We start from the raw sequence: 21761 nt of genomic DNA on the forward strand, positions 1-21761 counted from the left end.
ATTAAAGTTCCTTAAATTTATTTTTCAATGCATTATTATACTTCTCGTAAAGTTCAAGCATTAAACGGCATTCTTCATCGGTCATACATAGAAATGCTTCGTTTTCTTTTTTTATAATAGGATAAATTTTTTCATCCAAAAGCTGCCTGCCCTTATCTGTAAGAAAAATCTGCATAACCCTGCCTTTTCCCGGCTTAAAAGTTAAGTAGTTAAGACTTGCCATTTTTTTAATGGAAGAATTAACAGTCTGCTTTGAAAGGCATGAATATTTGCAAATATCACTCTGGGAACAACCATCGCCTAGGTCAACAATAGAATACAAAATGTCAAAGGCGCTGTCTGAAAGCCCCATTTTCAGAGTGGCTTCGTGATAAATTTCATTAAACTCTTTGTATATGTGGTTAAACATAGAAAGAGCAGGACTCATTTTATTTTCAAAAGATTTATTCATAATAAAAATAAGCGATGAAAAACATCGCAACCTCCTAGTGTTTATAGTCCGAAATCATACTTAAAAAGAGTATAGTCCGAAATCAGACATAAGTCAAACGATTTTTAAGAAAAAATAAAAATAAATTGCCTTTTTGTAGTTAAATACATATAATACAAGTACAAAGGGGTATAGCTTGCACAAATAAATTAAGAGTAAGGAATGAAAACATATTAAAGCAATATTTATCCCGTTAGGAACGTTAATATATGAACAAAGATTTTTTTTCAAAAGAGAGATTTAAATACATAATAATTTTGGCACTGTTCAATTATATTTTTCTTGGAACAGAATATTTATTTGATAACATTGTGGGAGACATAAAGCCACAGTCAGTTGTTACTGCGCAAAGCTACATTTTGGGTGCAAGTGTATTGGGCTTTTTATTTTTTGCCATTATAAAAAAATATATAAATAAAAAATTAAAGCATGGCTTATTGTCAGCGTTTATCGTAGTGGAAACGTTGCTTTTTGCACTTATGGAGTATAGTGAAAGTTATGGATTTGTGGTAATCACAGGTTGCGTGATGTTTGCATTATTTGGAGTAATGGGCAGCGCAGTTTATTATATTGCATCGGTTTATTTAAAGAGTAACAGAAATGTTGCAAGCACAATAGGTTTGGCGTATGGTCTGGGAATAATGTTTCAGTTCGGTGACAATAATATTGTTGCTTCGAAAATTGCAAGATTGATAATTTTTGCGATTGTGCTTGTTGTATGGATTGCCATAATATTAAACTTATATTTAGAAGAAAATGCAGAATCCCAAAATGAAAAATCAAGAAAATTGAAATATGAAAAGACAGAATCAAAAAATATTGAATGTAAAAACACAGCTTCAAAAAATGCAGAATATATAAACAGCCGTATAACAGCAATTGTTCTTATAATTACAATAATGCTTATGGCATGTATTTTTTCAACCCTTGACAATATTGTCACATATTATCATTCAAAGGGAATAATGGATATTGGGCAGTATCCAAGACTGCTTTTGGCAATTAGCGGCGTTGTGGCAGGAGTTTTATTTGACTTAAAAGAAAGAAAACTAATGTGCCTAATAATGTATAGCGTAACGTTGCTATCAACAATATGTATGCTGGTAATAACAATGGGCGAGCCTTTTATAATCGGATTGGTTGTGTTTTATTTATCAGCAGGTTTCTTCTCTGTATTTTTCACTACAGCTTTTGTGAATTTATCATTTGAAATGAAAACCCCGGAACTTTGAGCAGGAATGGGAAGAGCGACCAACAACCTTTGCGCGGTATTAATGGGAACGGTATTTTTCTCATTATTTAATTCAACAAATATGCTTAGCAACAGCATTGTCATAATTATTTTGTTTGTTTTTGTAAGCATTTTTATGGCAATTTATTATGGAAAAAATTCGAAAAAAAGTTACGTTGCGGAAAGTTTGGAGAGCGATGACAACAAAATGGAAAATTTTGTACAGCAGTTTTCTTTGTCAAAAAGAGAGTGCGAGGTGCTTGAGACTTTGCTTAAGTCGGACAAAAATGTAAAAGAGATTGCACAGGAACTTTATATTTCAAGAGCGGCTTTGTATAGGCACATATCAAATATGAACGAGAAGACTGACACAAAATCAAGAGAAGGTCTCATAAAATTCTATTATCAATGGGAAAAAAGTGGGAAAAATTAACTTTGAGACATATGTAAACTTAAAATAAAAGCCTAAATATGGCACATTATTCATAGATTCTATTGGAAAAGTTTGAAAGGAGTAATCTATGAAGAAATTTTTAAGTTTATTGTTAAGTATTGGATTGGTTATAGGAATGGTTCCTATGAATGTAATGGCACAAAACGGACCGTGCCAGGATGAGTACCCGCCGGCGTATATTGAATTTTTTGACGGTGAGAATGGAACTTATATTTATTCTACTTTTTCTCAGGATCAGATTGGAAAAATTGAAGGTGTAAGTTACGACAAGGCAAGCAACACTCTTACATTAGACAATGTAAAAAGAGACGAAAAGCTAATTACGAATGTAATGGGCGACGATTTCAAGATTCTTTTAAAAGGTGATAATTCCCTTAAGTCGATTATTGTCTGGGGTGACGGTTATGGTGGAAATCTTACAATAACAGGCGATGGCAAACTTACTCTTAATAGTGAAAAAACAGAGAACACGGCAATAACTATTCAGGCTGAATATACTGAAGGCAAGGTTAAAATAGAGAAAAATGTTCAGATGGAGATGTATGCCAAAGAAGGTTATCCTATTATTGAAATTGTAGGCGCGAACAATTCTGATAAAGACAAAGCAGTTGTAATTGATGGCAAGGTAACACAAAATTATGAAGTGGAACAACATATTACCGAAGTGACAAATAATGTGTATGTTGTGGCAAAGGATTCAACAGCCAGATGTTATTTTACTAAGTTTGAAAAAAACGGCAAATATTATGGTGGACGCAGCAAATTTGATGATAATTTTAAACTCACAGGCCGTTACGATATGTTTGAAATAATTGAAGATGAAGAGTTGGGCTATGTTGCAAGGCAAATTGAAGACCAAAGTAATATTGTGCCTGAAGAAAATGGCTATACAATTGTAATGAAGGATGAGTATAACGAAGATAGTTTCACGGACACGCTGGAACTTGACAAATGGAAGTATTCATATGAAATTTATACTTATGATGGAAAAGAGTATGGTGTGTTGGAAATGACTGTTACTTCAAATGGTGTAACAAGACATTTTTTCAATGTAGTTAAATTTATTGATTTTGAAGACTATGGAAAAATAGCAATTCCAATTGAAGGATGGGAAGAATTGGACGCATTGCCTGAGGGTTTTGTAAGAAAAACATCTGATCCTTACAATATTTATGGATATACAATAATGCAGCAGACATTAAATATAAATAGGGATAATAGTAACCCTGGCACAACAGAGCCTGGAACTACTGAACCGGGTGGAAACAATTCAGGAGTAACTAATCCTGGAACAAATAACTCTGGCGCAAATAACTCTGGTACAAATAATTCAAGTACCATTAAACCGGGCACAGAAAATAATTTAGTTCCGGGCAAGGCTAAAGCACCTGCTGTAAAGAAAGCAAAAAAGAAGTCTGTAAAATTAGTTTGGAGCAAAATAAAAAATGCTAAAAAGTATCAGGTTCAGTATTCTTTAAACAAAAAGTTTAAGAAGGGCAAAAAATACGGAACAAAAACAGTAACAACAGCAAACATTAAAATTACAATTAAGAAATTGAATAAGAAGACATATTATGTTAGAATCCGTGGTATAAACGGAAAAAACATTGGAAAATGGTCTAAAGTAAAGAAAATTACAATGAAGAAATAATAATGAAAAATAACAATGAGTAATAAAAGGTATTGGCAAAAAACAAAAGGTACTAAAAATTTTATGAAAATTGTTTGGAAAAGGCTGGAAGTTATGATTAGGTTTGCTACAGAAGAAGATGCAGAAGAGTTACTTAGAATTTATTCATATTATGTTGAAAATACGGCAATAACATTTGAGTATGATACGCCTGCGTTGGATGAATTTAAGTATCGTATTAGAACAATAAAGGCAATGTATCCATATTTGGTTTCAGAGGTTGACGGAAAAATAGTAGGCTACGCCTATGCCAACACATTTAAGGATAGGGCAGCCTATGATTGGGCAGTTGAAACAACAATCTATTTAGATAAGGATGCACGGGGAAAAGGCTATGGCAAGGAACTTTACGAAGCTTTGGAGAAAGCACTGAAAGCCCAGAACATAACAAATCTTTATGCCTGTATTGGGTATCCTGAAGTAGAAGACCAATACTTAACAAAGAATAGCGTTCAATACCATGAACATTTAGGCTATAGATTTATCGGCACATTCAAAAAATGTGGCTACAAATTTAACAGATGGTACGATATGGTATGGATGGAAAAAATGATAGGAGAGCATAGCAAGAACCAGAAAGAAGTGATTCTTTTTAGAGAGATAGAAAAGAATTATGAATTGTAACTGAATTTTGGTAAATTATGTTGTCTTTAAGAATAGTTATAGGATTACAAAAAATTGAAAATAGTTTAATTGGTGGAGAGGGTGATTCGAACCCTCTCCTTTTTGAATAAAATTAATAGCTTTACCTATTCCCCACATTCAATTACTATAACTTCACAACTATCTAATTTAAGTGAAACTTCATTAATTTCCTTTCTTCCAACATTTGAAAGAACAACTTTTTTAACAGGAAAATTCAATTCTATAGTTTTAGCATCTTTTCCAAAGTTTGCAGCTACAAGGATGCGCTGGTTGTCTGATACACGATAATAAGCCATTACATATTCAGTATCTTCATAGGCAGGTTCAAATACACCGTAAGTGAATACTTCTTTGTATTCAGGAGATTTACGTGTAGCCACTAACTTTCGGTAGTAATTTAAAACAGAGTCAGGGTCGTTTTCCTGATTTTGTACGTTAATGTCCTTATAGTTAGAATTAACTTTAAGCCAAGGAGTTCCTGTTGTAAAACCGGCATTATCAGAATCACTCCATTGTACAGGAGTTCTGGCATTGTCACGACTCATTTTGCTACATACAGCCAAAGCTTCTTTATCTGACAGACCGGCACTTATGGCGAGATTATACTGGTCAATTGTGTTAATGTCGTTATATTCTTTAACATCGTTCCAAACGGCATTCTGCATTCCGATTTCCTGTCCCTGATAAATAAAAGGGATTCCGCGAAGAAGTACGCTTACAGTTCCGAGCATCTTTGTTCCAAGAGGATTTCTTGCATATTCAGGCAAAAATCTTGAAACACCTCTAGGTTCATCATGGTTTTCAATAATATTAGCTTCAATACCACATTTTTGAACCTGAAGTTGTGAGTTTATAATGGTTTTACGCCAATCATTAAAATTAATATCAGGTGCATCGTACCAGCCATGAGCACCGTTGCTAAGGGCATGGGCACTAAAATCAAAAATAGTAGAGAAGTGTCCGTTTTCACCGATAAATTGTGAAAGCTCATCTTTATGCATATTGAAAACCTCAGCAACGGTAAAGGCATCGTACTTTTCAAAAGTATTTTTCTTAAGGTCTTCTAAGTATTCACCAACACCTTCAACATTTTCAACCATTCGCCAACAACCGGCAAGACCGTCTGCACCGTCAGGTTCAAGATTAGGAAAGTCTAAATCTTTTTTGATGTTAATAATTGCATCAATTCTAAAACCGGCCAAACCTTTTTCAAGCCACCAGTTAATCATATCGTAAAGTTTCTTGCGTAATGTAGGATTTTCCCAATTTAGATCAGGCTGTTCTTTGGCAAACATATGGAAATAATATTTGTCAGTTCCGGGAACCGGTTCCCAACAATTGCCACCAAAATAAGAACGGTAATTGCTAGGTGGATTGCCGTCTTTACCTTTTCTAAAATAGAAATAATCGGCGTATTCCCCATCAGGGTCAGCTAAAGCTTTTTGGAACCATTCGTGTTTATCTGAACAGTGATTAATAACCAAGTCCATAATAATATACATGTTACGTTTTTTAGCTTCTGCCAGCAATTCGTCAAATTCTTCCATTGTACCAAATTCTTCAGCAATAGAATAATAGTCAGAAATATCATATCCCTGATCTACAAAAGGTGATTTGTAAATAGGAGAAAGCCAAATAATATCAACTCCTAAATCCTTTAAATAATCAAGCTTAGAAATAATACCTCTTAAATCTCCGATTCCATCTCCATTACTGTCTAGAAAACTTTTTGGATATATCTGATAAGCTACTTTGTCATGCCACCACTTTTTTTTCATTGCTTTTACCTCATTATTGCCATATTAATTAAGGCAAACTCTTTCTTTTGTATTGATTATTTGATTACACGGATTATTCCATGCCTTGCAATCTTACAATTCTTTAATTATAGAATCATATTTGGAAATATTGCTTTGTGTATTATACTGCTATTATAAAATAAAAAAAACTATAATTCTTGCATAATTTTTACAAAGTATAACACAATACTGCTTTTAGAGGAGAGATTTACGATAATGTTTAAAAATTAATCTCTGGCATCTTTTCTATATTTACCCGGTGTAATTCCGTATTTCTTTTTGAAACACCTGTTAAAATAGGACAAATTATCAAAACCGGTATTTATTGCAATATTAATTATGTCATCAGAAGTTGTGGTAAGAAGTTTTGCTGCAACTTCGAGTCTGTAATCGTTAAGATATTGTACAAAACTCATCCCCATGGTTTCTTTAAAGAACTTCATAAAATATGATTTACTATAGAAGCAATGACCGGCAATTTCTTCTATGGAGATATTATCCTGAAAATGTTCAGCAACATAAGAAAGAATTGTTTTTATTTTTTCAAGAGCTTTTTTGCTAATTGGTTTAATTTGATTTAGCCCACAATTGGATATCAGAAGGTAAAAAATCTGAAAAAGATAAGATTTAACAGCTAGCTGATATGCATAAGGACGTTTGTCACACAATTTATCTATTTCGTTAATTAAAGAATAGAGAGAGTCGTGAAAATCAAAGTTACTATTAATTACAGGATATATATTTAGATTTCCTGAAAGTAAAGGTTGAATAAACTTGTCATTGCACAAATCATAGCCTGAAGATTTAAGAAGACTTGATTTAAAAAGAATATTTTCATATTCCATAATACTATAATCTTTTTGGCTAATAGAATGAAGTTGTCCCGGAAAGACGAAAACAACATCACCGGCGTTAACAGTATACGTTACAAGATTAACATTAACTAACCCCTGTCCTTTTTTGATTACAATTAGTTCAACTTCGTTATGCCAGTGAAGATTAACTGATTTGAAATCTAGTGGAATAGAGCACAAATAAGTATTATAAGGAAAATCATTGGGCGTATGTTTTTTGTTTTCGTGGTAAATTTCGTATTGATTCTTCTCCATAAAGTACCTCCCAAAATCAAAAAAAGATAGTATTGTGCAAAAAAACAAAACTATAATGCAATATTTTTAATGATAACAATATTATAATATAGTCACAAATATAAAACCACATTTTTTTGGAGGTATTAAAATGAATCTTTCGGAAATTATTAAATCAGAGTATAATAAGTCAATTTCAGAATGTATAAACGAGGAAATTTACAATGCTTTACTTACTTTGGTAAAAACAATGGCAGAAGGAAAACAGCATAAAAATTCAAAGAAGAAATTATACTATATTTCAGCAGAATTTTTAATAGGAAAGCTTTTGTCTAATAACCTTATTAATCTTGGAATTTATGATGATATAAAAGAAGAACTTGCAAAAAATGGCAAGGATTTATGTGAAATAGAAGAATTTGAAAAGGAGCCATCTCTTGGAAACGGAGGACTTGGAAGACTTGCAGCTTGCTTTCTGGATTCTATTGCAACATTAGGACTTAATGGTGACGGAGTAGGATTAAACTATCATTTCGGATTATTCAGACAGGTATTTAAGAATAATGCACAGACTACAATTCCAGATCCATGGCTTACAGAAAAAAGTTGGCTTACAAAGACTGATGTAACATATACAGTTAAGTTTAGAGATATGAATGTTACTTCAAGAATGTATGATATTGATGTGACAGGTTATGACAGCACAACTAATAAACTTCACTTATTTGATATTGAAAGTGTAGATGAAAATATTGTAGAAGACGGAATTAATTTTAACAAAGAGGATATTGAAAAGAATCTTACACTATTCCTTTATCCTGACGACAGTGATGATGCAGGTAGAATTCTTAGAATTTATCAGCAGTATTTTATGGTATCAAGTGCAGCTCAATTAATTCTTGATGAAGCAGTGGAAAAAGGATGCAAGTTATATGACTTAGCTGATTATGCAGTTATACAGATTAATGATACACATCCAACAATGATTATTCCTGAACTTATCCGTTTAATGGTAGAAAGAGGACTTGAAATGGATGATGCCATTGAAGCTGTAACAAGGGCATGTGCGTATACTAATCATACAATTTTAGCAGAAGCTCTAGAAAAGTGGCCTATATCATATCTTAAGAAGGCGGTGCCACAGCTTATTCCTATTATTGAAGTATTAGATGATAAAGTAAGAAGAAAGTATGATGATGGTTCAGTTTACATTATCGATAGAGAAGAAAGAGTACACATGGCTCACATTGACATTCATTATTCATCAAGTGTTAATGGCGTGGCGTCACTTCATACAGATATTCTTAAGAATGTAGAATTAAATAATTTTTATAAAATCTATCCTGAAAAGTTTAATAATAAGACTAATGGAATTACGTTTAGAAGATGGCTTATTCATAGCAATCCACAGCTTACAGAGCTTGTTACATCACTTATTGGGGATGGATTTAAGAAAGATGCGACAGAATTAGAAAAACTTTTGGATTATAAAGACAATGAGGAAGTATTAAACAAGATTCTTAGTATTAAAAACACAAAGAAAGCAGAATTAAAGAATGCCTTAATGGAAAGACAGAATGTAGAAATTAATGAAAACTCTATTTTTGATATTCAAATTAAGAGACTTCACGAATATAAACGTCAGCAATTAAACGCATTATATATAATTCATAAATATTTAGAAATTAAAGCAGGCAAAAAGCCAACAACTCCAATAACAGTAATTTTTGGAGCAAAGGCAGCTCCTGCATACATTATTGCACAGGACATAATTCATCTTATACTTTGCCTTCAGGAATTAATAAATAATGACCCTGAGGTTAGTCCATACCTTAAAGTTGTAATGGTTGAAAACTATAATGTAACATGGGCTGAAAAGTTAATTCCTGCATGCGACATTTCAGAACAGATTTCACTTGCATCAAAAGAAGCAAGTGGCACAGGTAATATGAAATTTATGCTTAATGGAGCAGTAACTTTAGGTACTGAAGATGGTGCTAATGTAGAAATCCATGATTTTGTTGGAGATGACAATATTTACATTTTTGGTGATTTAAGTGAAACTGTTGTAGAAAGATATGCTAACGGAAGCTATTGTGCTGCACAGTACTATAACAATAATCCGGTTATTAAAGAAGCAGTTGATTTTATAACAGGAAGCGAACTTATGTCCATAGGTGACAAGGAACGTCTTGAAAGACTTTCAAATGAACTTATTGGAAAAGACTGGTTTATGACATTCCCTGATTTTGATGCATATGTAAAAACAAGAGAGCAGGCCTATACTGATTATGAAAATAGACATGATTGGGCTAAGAAGATGCTTGTAAATATTGCAAAAGCAGGATATTTCTCATCAGATAGAACAATTGAAGAATATAATAGAGATATTTGGAAATTGGAACAGTAGCATATTATGCTCAGATAATAAATAATTTTTAGCTTTAAAAGAGAAGTCGCACATATAAGTGTGTGGCTTCTTCTTTATTAAAACTGAATTAAACAAATCTAAAATATATGGAATTAAATACTTTTAAAATCGTATCTGAAAACTATAAAAATCAAGAAAAAACTCAAAAAAAATACCAATAAAACAAAAAAAACACCCTCATATAATAGCATATTCACTAGAAAGAAAAATAACAAATATATTCCAAATGCATAAAAAATATATAAAAACGTTACTAATACTATACAATATGCACAAAAGAAAGGACTGAAAATTAGCTAAAAGGCCGAATTGCGAAAAAAAGGTGAAAATAGTATTGTAAACGTTTCCGAAAAGTGCTACTATCAGGACATAGGAAACGTTTCCAAATAAATTGTAAGTACCAACATTTATTTGAAAATGACGGATAACCTAAATACATATTTTAAAATAAAAAGGAGAAATGAATATGCGTAAGAAATTATTAAGTGTAGCATTGTGTGCAACAATGGTAGCAGGGTTATTAGCAGGTTGCGGTAGCAGTTCAAAGAGCGACAAAGCAAGCTCAGATTCAAAGGGTTCAGTTTATTGGTTAAACTTTAAACCGGAAGCAGATGAAGCTTTACAGGGAATTGCAAAGACATACGAAAAAGAAAATGGAGTAAAAGTAAAAGTAGTTACAGCAGCTTCAGGAAACTACAATTCAACATTAACATCTGAGATGGGTAAATCAGCAGCTCCAACATTATTTGTTGTTGGTAACCAGGCAGCAGTTAAGACTTGGGATGATTATTGCATCGATCTTAAAGATACAGATGTTTACAAAGAATTAAGTACAGATGCATTTAACTTAAAAGATGAAAATGGCAAGGTTGCGTCAATGGGTTATTGTTATGAAAGTTACGGAATTATTGTAAATAAGAAATTACTTAAGAAAGCAGGATATGAAATTACAGACATTAAGGATTTCGCTTCATTAAAGTCAGTTGCAGAAGATATCCACAAGAGAGCAGACAAGCTTGGATTTGATGCATTTACATCATCAGGTATGGATGACGCTTCATCTTGGAGATTCACAGGACATTTAGCTAATATGCCTTTATTCTATGAAGGAAGAGATGACGGATGGAAAGAAGCTCCTGCAGAAATTAAGGGAACATACTTAGATAACTTCAAAAATGTTTGGGATTTATATATCAACAACAGCAAATACGACAAGAAAACTTTGGCAACAGGTGGTTACGATGCTGAAGCCGAATTCAAGAAGGGCGAAGCAGTATTCTACCAGAATGGTACATGGGAATATGATGCTTTGAAAAAGTCAATTTCAGACGATGATATGCAGATGATTCCAATTTACTGTGGAGTTGAAGGTGAAGAAAAAGCAGGTCTTTGTTCAGGAACAGAAAACTGTTGGGCAGTTAATGCTAAGGCTTCAAAAGCAGATCAGAAGGCAACACTTGAATTTATGAAATGGTTAGTAACATCAAAAGAAGGAACAAAAGTTATGGCAGAACAGTTTGGTGCAATCCCTTATAAGAAGGCAGCAGACAGCGGTAACGTATTCTTAAAGAATGCTAACGATTTACTTGAAGCAGGAAATTACAATGTTGACTGGTCATTTAACTACACACCTAACGTAGATGAATGGAGAGCAAGTCTTGTAGCAGCAATGAACAAATATGATGCAGGCGGATCATGGGATGATGTTAAGACAGCATTCGTTCAGGGCTGGGCTACTCAGTACAAAGCAGCTAACAAGTAATAAGGTTTTAGATTGATAAATATAAAATCATAATTAAATTATTAATACATTGTGGGGCAGGCAGTGTCTGCCCCTTTATTAAAAAATAGAAAAATTTTGAAAATTCTATTTTGAATAAGAATTAGGAGGAGATTGAAGTGAAAGGAAAAAAGAAAAAACATAATGGTGGAACATCTGTAAATTCTAAACTTCTTCGCAAACCTATTCAAAGATGCTTTCTTCTATTTTTAGCACCTACATTTTTAGCATTTTGCATTGGATTTATATATCCTTTCTTGAGAGGTATTTATTTATCATTTTGTAAATTTGTTACAATAGGTGATGCTTCTTTTGTAGGTTTTAGAAATTATATGGATGCATTTAAGGATGCGTCATTTATACATGCATTTTGGTATACAGCTTTGTATGCAATAGTATCCCTATTTATAATAAATGTGTTAGCTTTCTTAATAGCATATTTATTAACATTGGGGATTAAGGGAGCAAACTTATTCAGAACAGCATTTTTTATGCCTAACCTTATAGGTGGTATTGTTCTTGGTTATATTTGGAGTATGATTTTCAATGGCGTTTTAGGAAAAATTAATACTTCAATTCTTATGGAAACAAGATATGGCTTCTGGGGATTAATTATTCTCATGTGCTGGCAACAGGTAGGATATATGATGATTATCTATATTGCAGGTTTGCAGGCAGTTCCGGGAGAATTAATTGAAGCAGCAAAAATTGATGGAGCAACAAAATGGCAGACATTGACAAGAGTTACAATTCCAAATATTATGCCATCAATTACAATTTGTTTATTCTTAACAATAACAAATGGATTTAAACTTTTTGATCAGAACTTAGCTTTAACAAACGGACAGCCGTTTGAACAGTTAAAGGATGGTTCAGTTATAAAGACAACAGAAATGTTGGCACTTAACATTTACAATACATTTTACGGACAGTCTCTTACAGGTAAGGGAGTTGCCCAGGCGAAAGCCGTTATATTCTTTATCTTAGTTGCAGGTATATCAATTATCCAGCTTAAGGCAACAAGATCTAAGGAGGTGCAGCAGTAATGAACAATGAGAAAACAGTGAATTCAACAATTAAAGATTCTACAGTGAAAGCTACACCGAAAAAGAAAAAAATGAAAGAGACAAGTGAAATTCCATTAAAACATGGAAAACTGTTGACTACAATAATGACAATTGTAACTTTAGTTTATGTTTGCCCTATATTTATTGTGTTAATGAACTCTTTCAAAGCTAACACCTTTGTAAAAACAGACACATTTGCATGGCCTACTGGTGAGGCGTTAGTAGGTTGGGCAAACTATATCAAAGGTTTTACATTTGGAAATTATCCGTTTTTTAAATCGGTATTATATAGTTTTGTAATTACAGTTTTATCAACAGCGTTGATTTTGATTTGTACATCAATGGCAGCATGGTACATAGCAAGAGTTGACAGCATGGTTTGTAAGATAGTATATTACTTGTTTGTATTTTCAATGGTAGTACCATTCCAGATGGTAATGTTCACATTGTCAAATACAGCAGATTCATTGGGACTTAATACACCTTGGACTATTCCGGTTATATATTTAGGATTTGGTGCAGGTATGGCAGTATTTATGTTCACAGGATTTATTAAAGGTTTACCACTTGAGATTGAAGAAGCAGCAGCAATTGATGGATGTGGACCAATCAGAACATTCTTTATTGTTATTATTCCAATGTTAAAACCAACATTAATATCTGTAGGTATTCTTGAAATTATGTGGATATGGAACGATTACTTACTTCCATATTTGGTTCTTGATCTTGATCAGTACAGAACTATTCCAATTCATATTCAGTACTTACAGGGAAGCTACGGTTCAGTAGATTTAGGTGCAATAATGGCACTTATCATTTTAAGTATTATACCTGTAATATTCTTCTACTTAACATGTCAGAAGCATATTATTAAGGGTGTAGCTGCAGGAGCAGTAAAAGGTTAAGTAACATATGAGGAGAAGCTATGAGGGCTAGTGGAATTTTATTACCAATTTCAAGTTTGCCGGGAAAATATGGCATTGGAAGTTTTTCAAAGGAAGCATATAAGTTTGTGGATTTTTTGAAAAATTCCAATCAAAAATATTGGCAGATACTACCTATAGGACCAACAAGTTATGGAGATTCACCATATCAGTCATTTTCTACATACGCAGGAAATCCTTACTTTATCAGTTTAGAAGATCTAATAGATCAGGGATTGTTAACAGAAGAGGAATGTAAAAAGGTAAAGTTTGGCAACAGGGCTGACACAGTTGACTATGAAAAATTGTATAACGGCAGATTTAAACTTTTAAAGAAAGCGTACAAGAAAAGTAACATTGGTGAAAAAGAGGAGTTCAAAAAGTTTAAAGATGAAAACTGCTATTGGTTAAATGATTATGCAATGTTCATGGCCATAAAGGAAAGATTTGAAGGCAGAAGCTTTGATAATTGGGCTGAAGATATAAAGCTTAGATGGAAATATTCTATGGAATATTACAAAAAAGAGCTAAGTGAAGAAATTGAATTTTATGAATTTGTCCAATATGAATTTTATAGGCAGTGGTATAAATTGAAAAAATATGCCAACGACAATGGTATAAAAATTATTGGAGATATTCCAATATATGTGGCTTATGATAGTGCAGATGTTTGGTCACATCCTGAGTTATTCCAAATGGATAATGAGGGAAAACCTACAGCTGTTGCAGGTTGTCCACCGGATGGATTTTCTGCAACAGGACAGCTTTGGGGAAATCCCTTATACAAGTGGGAATATCATAAGCAGACTAATTATGATTGGTGGATAAAGCGAATAGAAAGAAGTGTTCAGTTATATGATGTTGTACGAATAGATCATTTTAGAGGGTTTGATGAATATTATTCAATACCTGCAGGTGATAAGGATGCAACGAACGGACATTGGGAGAAAGGACCTGGAATAGATTTATTTAATGCTATAAAATATTGCTTAGGTAATGTTAATATTATAGCTGAGGATTTGGGATACATAACTGATTCAGTAAGACAGCTGGTTAATGATTCGGGATTTCCGAATATGAAGGTTTTGGAATTTGCTTTTGACAGCAGGGATTCATCCGGACCGAGAGATTATTTACCATACAATTATGACAAAAACTGTGTAGTGTATACAGGAACTCATGATAACGAAACGTTAAAGGGATGGTTAGACAGTATTGAACCGGAAGAAATAGAGATGATTCAAAAATACATAGGAAGAAAAGTAGAAGACAAGTCAGAATTAGTTGATGAAGTTATTCGCATGGCTCAGGCATCTACTGCCAATACATGTATTATTCCTATGCAGGATTATTTACATCTTGATAACAAGGCAAGAATGAATACACCATCAACGTTGGGAGGTAACTGGTGCTGGCGTGCAAAATCCACACAAATTACAAAGAAATTATCTAATACAATAAAAGAATTAACAGTTATTTATGGTAGAGGATAAAATAATAAAAAGCTGCGAAAATTAATTTTCGCAGCTTTTTGCATAAATAACATGTATATGATAGAATACCAGATTGTGGAATTAAAAAATATATAATTATATATAACGAAAGGGGAAAGGCGTGGCAAATTTAACTATTAAAGACATAGCGAAAATATGCGGAGTTGGAATTAGCACTGTCTCTCGAGCAATTAATGATGATCCAGGAATTAATCAGAATACCAGAAAAAGAATTCTTAAGGTTATAAAAGAATATAATTATGTTCCTAACAATAGTGCCAGAAATTTGAAAATGACAGAATCTAATACGATAGCACTGTTAATAAAAGGTATTGATAACCAGTTCTTTCAGGGAATGTTAAAAATATTTGAGGAAGAACTTAAAAAACATGAATATACATTTTTACTTCATGCAGTAGGTGAGGACCAGGATGATGTAAGTGTAGCAGTACAGCTTGCAAAGGAGAAACGATTAAAGGGCTTAATTTTTCTTGGTGGACAGATGGATTATCTTGACACAAGGCTTGAAGAAATAGGAGTACCATATGTACTGTGTACTGTAGCTGTTAATATGACAGCACCAAAAAGAAAGTGTTCATCAGTTTCTATTGATGATAAAAAGGAAAGCTACAGAGCAGTAGATTATCTTTGCAAAAAAGGTCATAAGAAGATAGCTATGATTTCAGGTAAAAGTAGTGATCAGGCAGTAGGTGGTCTTCGATTAAAGGGGTACAGGGAAGCTTTGGCAGATAATGGCATTAAAGTGAATGAAAACCTTGTAAGATATATGAAAGATGATATTCCTGAATATTCAGTGGCAAACGGTTATGAAGTAACAAAAGAATTATTGCAGTCAAAAGAAGAGTTTACTGCACTTTATGCTATTTCTGATTTAACAGCTTTTGGTGCATATAAGGCTATTTCAGAGGCAGGTAAGAAAATACCAGATGATTATTCAGTGTTAGGGTTCGATGGAATTGAAATGTCAAAATATTTTCAACCATCACTTTCCACAATGAAGCAACCATGTGAACAGATGGTAAAATCATCAATAGAACTATTAATGGATATCATAAATGGAAAAGATGAAAAGAAGCAGTTGATTTTCCAAGCTGAACTTTTGGAGAGAGATTCTGTAAAAGAAATATAAAAATGATTAAAGATTGTATTTGCGTCTTGTATAAAATGATTAATAATTGTACTTGTGTCTTGTTATCAGAAGAAAATAATAGACTTGGAGATATTAAATTAAGTATAAGAGCAGTTTAGAGAGGGAAAAACAGTGTTTGGAATAGACAGTAAATTTTATGAAGTGGTATCAAAAATAGCGGATTTGGTAGTTGTAAATTTGTTATTTGTTTTATGCTCATTGCCTATAATTACTATAGGTGCTTCAACTACAGCACTTTACGGGGTGACCAAGAAGATGGCAGAAAACAGAGAAGGATATATTTTCAGAAACTATTTCAGACTGTTTAAAGAGAATTTTAAACAGTCAACAATTATGTGGATTATATTATTATTGTTGGCATTAATAATAACAATTGATTTGTACATAATTAATAGTTTTGAAAAAACAATAGTAACAACAGCGCTAAAAGGTTTAATGCTTGCAGCAGCGCTTGCTATTTTGTTTGTGTTTTTATATGCAATGGCACTTCAAAGTACATTTGAAAATACCATCAAAAACACACTGAAAAACGCTTTCCTTATGGGAATAGGATATTTCCCATGGACACTGTTAATAGTATTTATAACATTGTTGCCTATTATATTGCTTGTGCTATTAGGTAGATCCGCAGGAAGCGTTGTTTATGTAATGCTGTTTGTGGGATTCGCAGTGCTTGCCTATTTAAATTCATATATATTCAATCACATCTTTAAGAGGTATATGTGATTTGATTATATTTCTAAGAAGCATATTTAAGCATGTTTTAAAATGTATATGTAAAACAGAATATTTATAACCCAAGTATAGAAGGTTAGCTGGATACTAGGAGAGATGCCAAGGAGTGGTGTCTCTCTTTTTTGTGGAATCGAATTTTTTGAGGGGTTGCCAATCTATTTGAGTGTGAATTACGTGTCATACAATAAAAGTCTAATGTGACACGTAATTCTAAGAAAAATTCATTAAATTTAAAGTTCAATTACGTGTCATACAATAAAAGTTCAATCTGACAAGTAATTTGAAGAAGAATTGTTTATTTCCAGCGCAAAATTACGTGTCGTAGAACAAAAATGCTGTCCCACACGTAATGAACAAGATCAATTACGGAAGCCACAGAAATTTCGCTCTCAGATTCCGTAATTGGCGACGGCAGAACAAGAATAATTCAAAAAACATCTTGCATTTTCATAGAAATTAGTTTAATATAATTATGGTTAGCTGTAGCTAACTAACTTCAACGAATAAATCATTTGGACTCTTTAGAAATATCTAAATACCGAAAGATTAGCTACCTTTCGGTATAGAAGTCCAAAAGCAGAGAGGAGCATACTATAATGAATTATTTGGAAATTGAAAAGGTTATTGGAAGAGAAATTTTAGATTCAAGAGGAAATCCAACCGTAGAAGCTGAAGTATATTTGGCAGATGGAACTATTGGAAGAGGAACTGCACCTAGTGGAGCATCTACAGGTGAGTTTGAGGCTTTAGAGCTTAGAGATGGTGATAAAAACAGATATTTAGGTAAGGGCGTTCAGAAAGCTGTAGAAAATATTAATACAATTATAAATGATACTCTTATTGGAATGGATGCATCAGATATTTATGCAGTAGATAAGGCTATGATTGATGCAGATGGAACTAAGGGAAAGACAAAACTTGGAGCAAATGCTATTCTTGCAGTATCAATTGCATCAGCAAGAGCAGCAGCAATCTCGTTAGATATTCCACTTTATAGATTTTTAGGTGGTATTTCAGGAAATAGATTACCAGTACCAATGATGAACATTGTTAATGGTGGTTGCCATGCTTTATCATCAGGATTAGACGTACAGGAATTTATGATTATGCCTGTAGGAGCACCTTCATTTAAAGAATGCTTAAGATGGTGTGCAGAAGTATTCCACGCTTTGGCAGAAATTTTAAAAGAAAGAGGATTAGCTACATCAGTTGGTGATGAAGGTGGTTTTGCGCCTGCACTTAAGTCTGATGAAGAAGCTATTGAAACAATTCTTGAAGCTGTAAAGAAAGCTGGATATGAACCTGGCAAAGATTTTAAGATTGCAATGGATGCAGCATCTTCAGAATGGAAGAGCGAAAAAGGTAAAGGATACTACAAGCTTCCAAAGGCAGGAACAGAGTATACAGCTGAAGAACTTATTGAACATTGGGCAAAATTATGCGAAAAATATCCTATCATTTCTATTGAAGACGGTCTTGATGAAGAAGATTGGGAAGGATGGAAGAAACTTACAGACAGACTTGGTGACAAGGTTCAGCTAGTAGGTGATGACTTATTTGTTACTAATACAGAAAGACTTGCAAAAGGTATTGAAATGGGTGCAGGTAATGCAATCCTTATCAAATTAAACCAGATTGGTTCTGTTTCAGAAACATTAGAAGCAATAAAGATGGCTCACAAGGCAGGCTACACAGCTATTTCATCACATCGCTCAGGTGAAACAGCAGACACAACAATTGCTGACCTTGCAGTAGCACTTAACACTTGCCAGATTAAGACAGGTGCACCAAGCAGAAGTGAACGTGTGGCTAAGTACAACCAGCTTCTTAGAATTGAAGAAGAATTAGGCGATAGTGCAGTTTATCCTGGAATAAAAGCATTTAACGTAAAATAATATAATAATATTACAGTGTCAAAAGGTCTTTTCCACCTGTGCTTGCACAAAGGTGGAAAAATGACCTTGGGACACGCCCACAATATGAGCAAAAAAGTGGAGCGTAAGCTTCACGATATGCGAATATTGTGGTAGGATTGTGGGAGTGCGAAGCACGTAACAATCCGGTAATAAATAATTTAAAGAAAAATAAAAACTAAGTAAACATATACGAACAAAAAGGCATCGGAACTGACTTTCAAAGCAGTTACCGGTGCCTTTTTTGTGGAAAACAAGAGAATTGACACATTTCCATAAATATGCTAAGGTTTGACATAGATATAAGAACATAGAGATGCATATGTTTGCAATAAATAAAAGGGAATGAGGTTCTCCCTCGATTTAATCGAAACCGCTTATAACAAGCTGATGACTTCTGTGCAATACACAGGGGAAGTCAGCTTTTTACGCGTTATGAGCTAAATTTTATGCGTTATATATATCGTTAGAGAGAAAATGCCTTCAAACACGTTGATTTTCTTATTTTGCTCCGCCGTCTATCGTACAGCGAAAACTTAAACTCGCCTTCGGCTCAAACAGTAAGTTTATCGCTGTACACTATGCTCGCAAAATTTCAAAAATCTTCCTATTGTTTGCAGTCATTTTCTCTCTGCCGATATGATAAAAAATAAAAGTAAGGAGAAATAACAATGGAAATAGAAAAAAGCAATGTCAACATTAAAATTACGCTTGGCATTAAGTACATAGCAATGGCATTGCTTATTGGTATTATTGTCGGAATAGTGGACACAATTTTTGGCAGAGGATTACTTGCCATTTCAGATTTTAGGACAGCTAATTACAAATATCTGATACCTTTTTTGCCAATAGCAGGTTTGTTTATTGTTTGGATGTATTCATATTTTAGCAAGGTTAGTCTAAAGGGAATGACTTTGGTTTTTGAGGCAGGACAGAATAAAAGGGATTCAATCCCTATGGCTTTGGTACCACTTGTAATGATTGGTACTTGGATTACCCATTTGTTTGGCGGAAGTGCAGGAAGAGAAGGTGTGGCGGTTCAGATAGGTGCAACATTGTCGCATTATATGGGAAGAAAGTTAAAAACTCCTGATAATAGCAGGATTATGTTAATAACCGGTATGGCAGCAGGTTTTGGTGGATTATTTCAGACACCGTTGGCGGCAACTTTCTTTGCAATGGAAGTAATTGTGGCAGGTTACATGGATTATCAGGCATTGCTCCCGGCAATAACGGCAGCTTTTGTGGCATCCTTTACATCACATTCTTTGGGACTGGAAAAGTTTGCAGTAGAATTAAATGAAACAATTAATATGTCAGATGCAAAAACAGTAATTATAATCATAATTTTAGGGTTAGCATTTGGAATTGTAGGAAGAATTTTTTCTTATTTACTTCAATTACTGAAAAAAATAATGGCTGAAAAAATTGTAAATCCATACTTAAGAATAGGCTTGGTTTCAATACCATTGGCAATAATTTTATTATTACTTTGGCAGGGCAGATACAGCGGACTTGGCACAAATTTAATTTTAAATGCATTTAATAATGGAGAAATTTTTCTGGCGGATTGGTTACTTAAATTGTTGCTTACAGTTTTAACTTTATCAATAGGATTTCAGGGAGGAGAGGTTACACCATTATTTTCAATTGGAGCTTCTCTTGGAATAATACTTGGTAGCTTTCTTGGAATTTCTCCGATGTTATGTGCAGCACTTGGTTATGCGGCAGTTTTTGGCAGTGCCACTAATACATTAATGGCACCGATTATGCTTGGAATAGAGGTTTTTGGTGGAAACAATATGCTTGCATCTGTGGTAGTATGCAGTCTTGCTTACGTTGTAAATGGCAATAGATCCATATATGGAGCACAGGAAAATATTGACAAAATCATTAGCAGATAGTATCATAACAGTGTTATATAACACTGTTATAGAAGTCGGGAGGTTAAAGTGACTAAACAAGTTGAAGGTGTTTATGAGAGAGTTTTAGCTTGTGCTAAAGAAGAATTCCTTGAAAAAGGTTTTTCCAAATCATCATTAAGAACAATTGCAGCAAAGGCTGACACAACAACAGGAACGATATATTCCAGATTTGGTGGCAAGGAGGGATTATTCAGTGCCATTGTAGAGCCGGTATCAGACAGAATTATTAAGATGTTTTTGGAAACACAGGAAAGCTTCCATGCGTTAGATGCCAAAGAACAACCATCAATGATGGAAACATATGTCAGTGAAGGAATGAAAACAATACTTGACTATGTTTACGATAACTTTGAGGAATTTGAGTTGTTACTTGATGCATCATATGGAACAAAATTTCAAAACTTTGTGGAAAGTCTGGTTGAAATTGAAACAGAGTACACATATAAATATATGGAGGCAATCAACTTTCAGGGAGAAGAAGGTGAAGTAATCACCGAAGAATTTATACACATAATGACAAGAGCAATGTTTGAAAGCATGTTCGAAGTCGTAAGACACAAAATGCCAAAAGAAAAAGCACTGAAATATATGATGATGTTAGAAAAATTCCATTACGGCGGATGGGACACAATAATGAAATTCAGCAACAGCGTGGAAAAATAATGCAAACGTCATAAGACATTAGAAGGAAGCATTAAAAATAAAGTGCTAAAAAAATAATAAAGAATATTAAGTATAGGCTGCTTTGAAAAAGCAGTCAATATTTAAACCACACAGTTAGAACACCCTAACTTCAATAAGTCAAAACAACCTCCAAACAACATTTCATAAAAACACATATTAAGGAGCTTTACTACAATAAATATGGAAAATTTAATTACAAATAATAGGCAGATTTTTGAAATTTTGCGAGCATAGTGTAAGGC

General features: G+C 33.4%; 17 protein-coding genes and 1 riboswitch. Of the genes, 14 read left to right on the forward strand and 3 right to left on the reverse strand.

The genetic code is table 11. The annotated features are described in order from the left end of the window. Position 1 precedes the first annotated feature (1 nt). The gene (locus tag NQ558_RS07090) at positions 2–451 is read right to left on the reverse strand and encodes a MarR family winged helix-turn-helix transcriptional regulator (protein WP_005363893.1); all 450 of its coding nucleotides are present in this window, start codon (positions 449–451) and stop codon (positions 2–4) included. A gap of 248 nt (positions 452–699) precedes the next feature. Here NQ558_RS07090 and NQ558_RS07095 point away from each other — a divergent pair, with 248 nt between their 5' ends. The 4 genes from NQ558_RS07095 (at position 700) to NQ558_RS07110 (ending at position 4489) form a co-directional block, all read left to right on the forward strand. After that, entirely contained in the window at positions 700–1722 is a 1023-nt protein-coding gene (locus tag NQ558_RS07095; protein ID WP_005363894.1) for an MFS transporter, read from the forward strand. A 6-nt stretch (positions 1723–1728) separates the two neighbouring features. Continuing rightward, a complete protein-coding gene (locus NQ558_RS07100; protein ID WP_005363896.1) occupies positions 1729–2154 on the forward strand; it encodes a response regulator transcription factor in 426 nt (141 codons plus the stop codon). 88 nt (positions 2155–2242) lie between these two features. Next, the gene (locus NQ558_RS07105) at positions 2243–3826 is read left to right on the forward strand and encodes a hypothetical protein (protein WP_259907375.1); all 1584 of its coding nucleotides are present in this window, start codon (positions 2243–2245) and stop codon (positions 3824–3826) included. A gap of 63 nt (positions 3827–3889) precedes the next feature. Beyond that, positions 3890–4489, forward strand: coding sequence for a GNAT family N-acetyltransferase (locus tag NQ558_RS07110; protein ID WP_040447468.1), 600 nt, complete (start codon positions 3890–3892; stop codon positions 4487–4489). 125 nt (positions 4490–4614) lie between these two features. On the opposite strand, the gene NQ558_RS07115 is transcribed toward NQ558_RS07110, so the two are convergent. Beyond that, positions 4615–6288 (reverse strand): glycoside hydrolase family 13 protein, encoded by a 1674-nt coding sequence (locus NQ558_RS07115; protein WP_005363904.1) that lies wholly within the window; start codon positions 6286–6288, stop codon positions 4615–4617. 248 nt (positions 6289–6536) lie between these two features. Beyond that, a complete protein-coding gene (locus tag NQ558_RS07120) occupies positions 6537–7418 on the reverse strand; it encodes an AraC family transcriptional regulator (RefSeq protein WP_005363906.1) in 882 nt (293 codons plus the stop codon). Between the two features lie 130 nt (positions 7419–7548). On the opposite strand from NQ558_RS07120, the gene NQ558_RS07125 reads away from it, so the two are divergent. From NQ558_RS07125 to NQ558_RS07170, 10 genes are all read left to right on the forward strand, one after another. After that, the gene (locus NQ558_RS07125) at positions 7549–9807 is read left to right on the forward strand and encodes a glycogen/starch/alpha-glucan phosphorylase (protein ID WP_005363908.1); all 2259 of its coding nucleotides are present in this window, start codon (positions 7549–7551) and stop codon (positions 9805–9807) included. A 487-nt stretch (positions 9808–10294) separates the two neighbouring features. Beyond that, positions 10295–11590, forward strand: coding sequence for an ABC transporter substrate-binding protein (locus NQ558_RS07130; RefSeq protein WP_005363910.1), 1296 nt, complete (start codon positions 10295–10297; stop codon positions 11588–11590). Positions 11591–11727: 137 nt separating this feature from the next. Continuing rightward, positions 11728–12654: a carbohydrate ABC transporter permease gene (locus tag NQ558_RS07135; protein ID WP_050750994.1), complete on the forward strand. Its 927-nt coding sequence runs from the start codon at positions 11728–11730 to the stop codon at positions 12652–12654. Further along, entirely contained in the window at positions 12654–13580 is a 927-nt protein-coding gene (locus tag NQ558_RS07140) for a carbohydrate ABC transporter permease (RefSeq protein WP_005363914.1), read from the forward strand. Before NQ558_RS07135 ends, NQ558_RS07140 begins: the two co-directional genes overlap by 1 nt. A gap of 20 nt (positions 13581–13600) precedes the next feature. Beyond that, entirely contained in the window at positions 13601–15091 is a 1491-nt protein-coding gene (gene malQ / locus NQ558_RS07145; RefSeq protein ID WP_005363916.1) for a 4-alpha-glucanotransferase, read from the forward strand. A 121-nt stretch (positions 15092–15212) separates the two neighbouring features. After that, a complete protein-coding gene (locus NQ558_RS07150; RefSeq protein WP_040447385.1) occupies positions 15213–16241 on the forward strand; it encodes a LacI family DNA-binding transcriptional regulator in 1029 nt (342 codons plus the stop codon). Between the two features lie 132 nt (positions 16242–16373). Next, positions 16374–16988, forward strand: a complete 615-nt coding sequence (locus NQ558_RS07155; protein WP_040447387.1) for a YesL family protein — start codon at positions 16374–16376, stop codon at positions 16986–16988. A gap of 605 nt (positions 16989–17593) precedes the next feature. Then, complete coding sequence (eno, locus tag NQ558_RS07160) at positions 17594–18892, forward strand: phosphopyruvate hydratase (RefSeq protein WP_005363919.1); 1299 nt, start codon at positions 17594–17596, stop codon at positions 18890–18892. A gap of 350 nt (positions 18893–19242) precedes the next feature. Then, positions 19243–19317: riboswitch (Fluoride riboswitch) on the forward strand. 264 nt (positions 19318–19581) lie between these two features. Beyond that, entirely contained in the window at positions 19582–20814 is a 1233-nt protein-coding gene (locus tag NQ558_RS07165) for a chloride channel protein (protein ID WP_005363921.1), read from the forward strand. 48 nt (positions 20815–20862) lie between these two features. Continuing rightward, positions 20863–21498 (forward strand): TetR/AcrR family transcriptional regulator, encoded by a 636-nt coding sequence (locus tag NQ558_RS07170; protein ID WP_040447388.1) that lies wholly within the window; start codon positions 20863–20865, stop codon positions 21496–21498. The last annotated feature ends 263 nt before the right edge of the window (positions 21499–21761 follow it).

The sequence above is a fragment of the Eubacterium ventriosum genome (genome assembly GCF_025150745.1).
Lineage (GTDB): Bacteria > Bacillota > Clostridia > Lachnospirales > Lachnospiraceae > Eubacterium_G > Eubacterium_G ventriosum.

Excerpts from the sequence above, each read along its gene's own strand:
- NQ558_RS07125 (WP_005363908.1), top strand. The coding sequence starts at position 7,549 with ATGAATCTTTCGGAAATTATTAAATCAGAGTATAATAAGTCAATTTCA.
- eno (WP_005363919.1), top strand. The coding sequence starts at position 17,594 with ATGAATTATTTGGAAATTGAAAAGGTTATTGGAAGAGAAATTTTAGAT.
- malQ (WP_005363916.1), top strand. The coding sequence starts at position 13,601 with ATGAGGGCTAGTGGAATTTTATTACCAATTTCAAGTTTGCCGGGAAAA.
- NQ558_RS07130 (WP_005363910.1), top strand. The coding sequence starts at position 10,295 with ATGCGTAAGAAATTATTAAGTGTAGCATTGTGTGCAACAATGGTAGCA.
- NQ558_RS07090 (WP_005363893.1), bottom strand. The coding sequence starts at position 451 with ATGAATAAATCTTTTGAAAATAAAATGAGTCCTGCTCTTTCTATGTTT.
- NQ558_RS07110 (WP_040447468.1), top strand. The coding sequence starts at position 3,890 with ATGAAAATTGTTTGGAAAAGGCTGGAAGTTATGATTAGGTTTGCTACA.
- NQ558_RS07140 (WP_005363914.1), top strand. The coding sequence starts at position 12,654 with ATGAACAATGAGAAAACAGTGAATTCAACAATTAAAGATTCTACAGTG.
- NQ558_RS07105 (WP_259907375.1), top strand. The coding sequence starts at position 2,243 with ATGAAGAAATTTTTAAGTTTATTGTTAAGTATTGGATTGGTTATAGGA.
- NQ558_RS07165 (WP_005363921.1), top strand. The coding sequence starts at position 19,582 with ATGGAAATAGAAAAAAGCAATGTCAACATTAAAATTACGCTTGGCATT.
- NQ558_RS07095 (WP_005363894.1), top strand. The coding sequence starts at position 700 with ATGAACAAAGATTTTTTTTCAAAAGAGAGATTTAAATACATAATAATT.
- NQ558_RS07115 (WP_005363904.1), bottom strand. The coding sequence starts at position 6,288 with ATGAAAAAAAAGTGGTGGCATGACAAAGTAGCTTATCAGATATATCCA.
- NQ558_RS07120 (WP_005363906.1), bottom strand. The coding sequence starts at position 7,418 with ATGGAGAAGAATCAATACGAAATTTACCACGAAAACAAAAAACATACG.
- NQ558_RS07100 (WP_005363896.1), top strand. The coding sequence starts at position 1,729 with ATGGGAAGAGCGACCAACAACCTTTGCGCGGTATTAATGGGAACGGTA.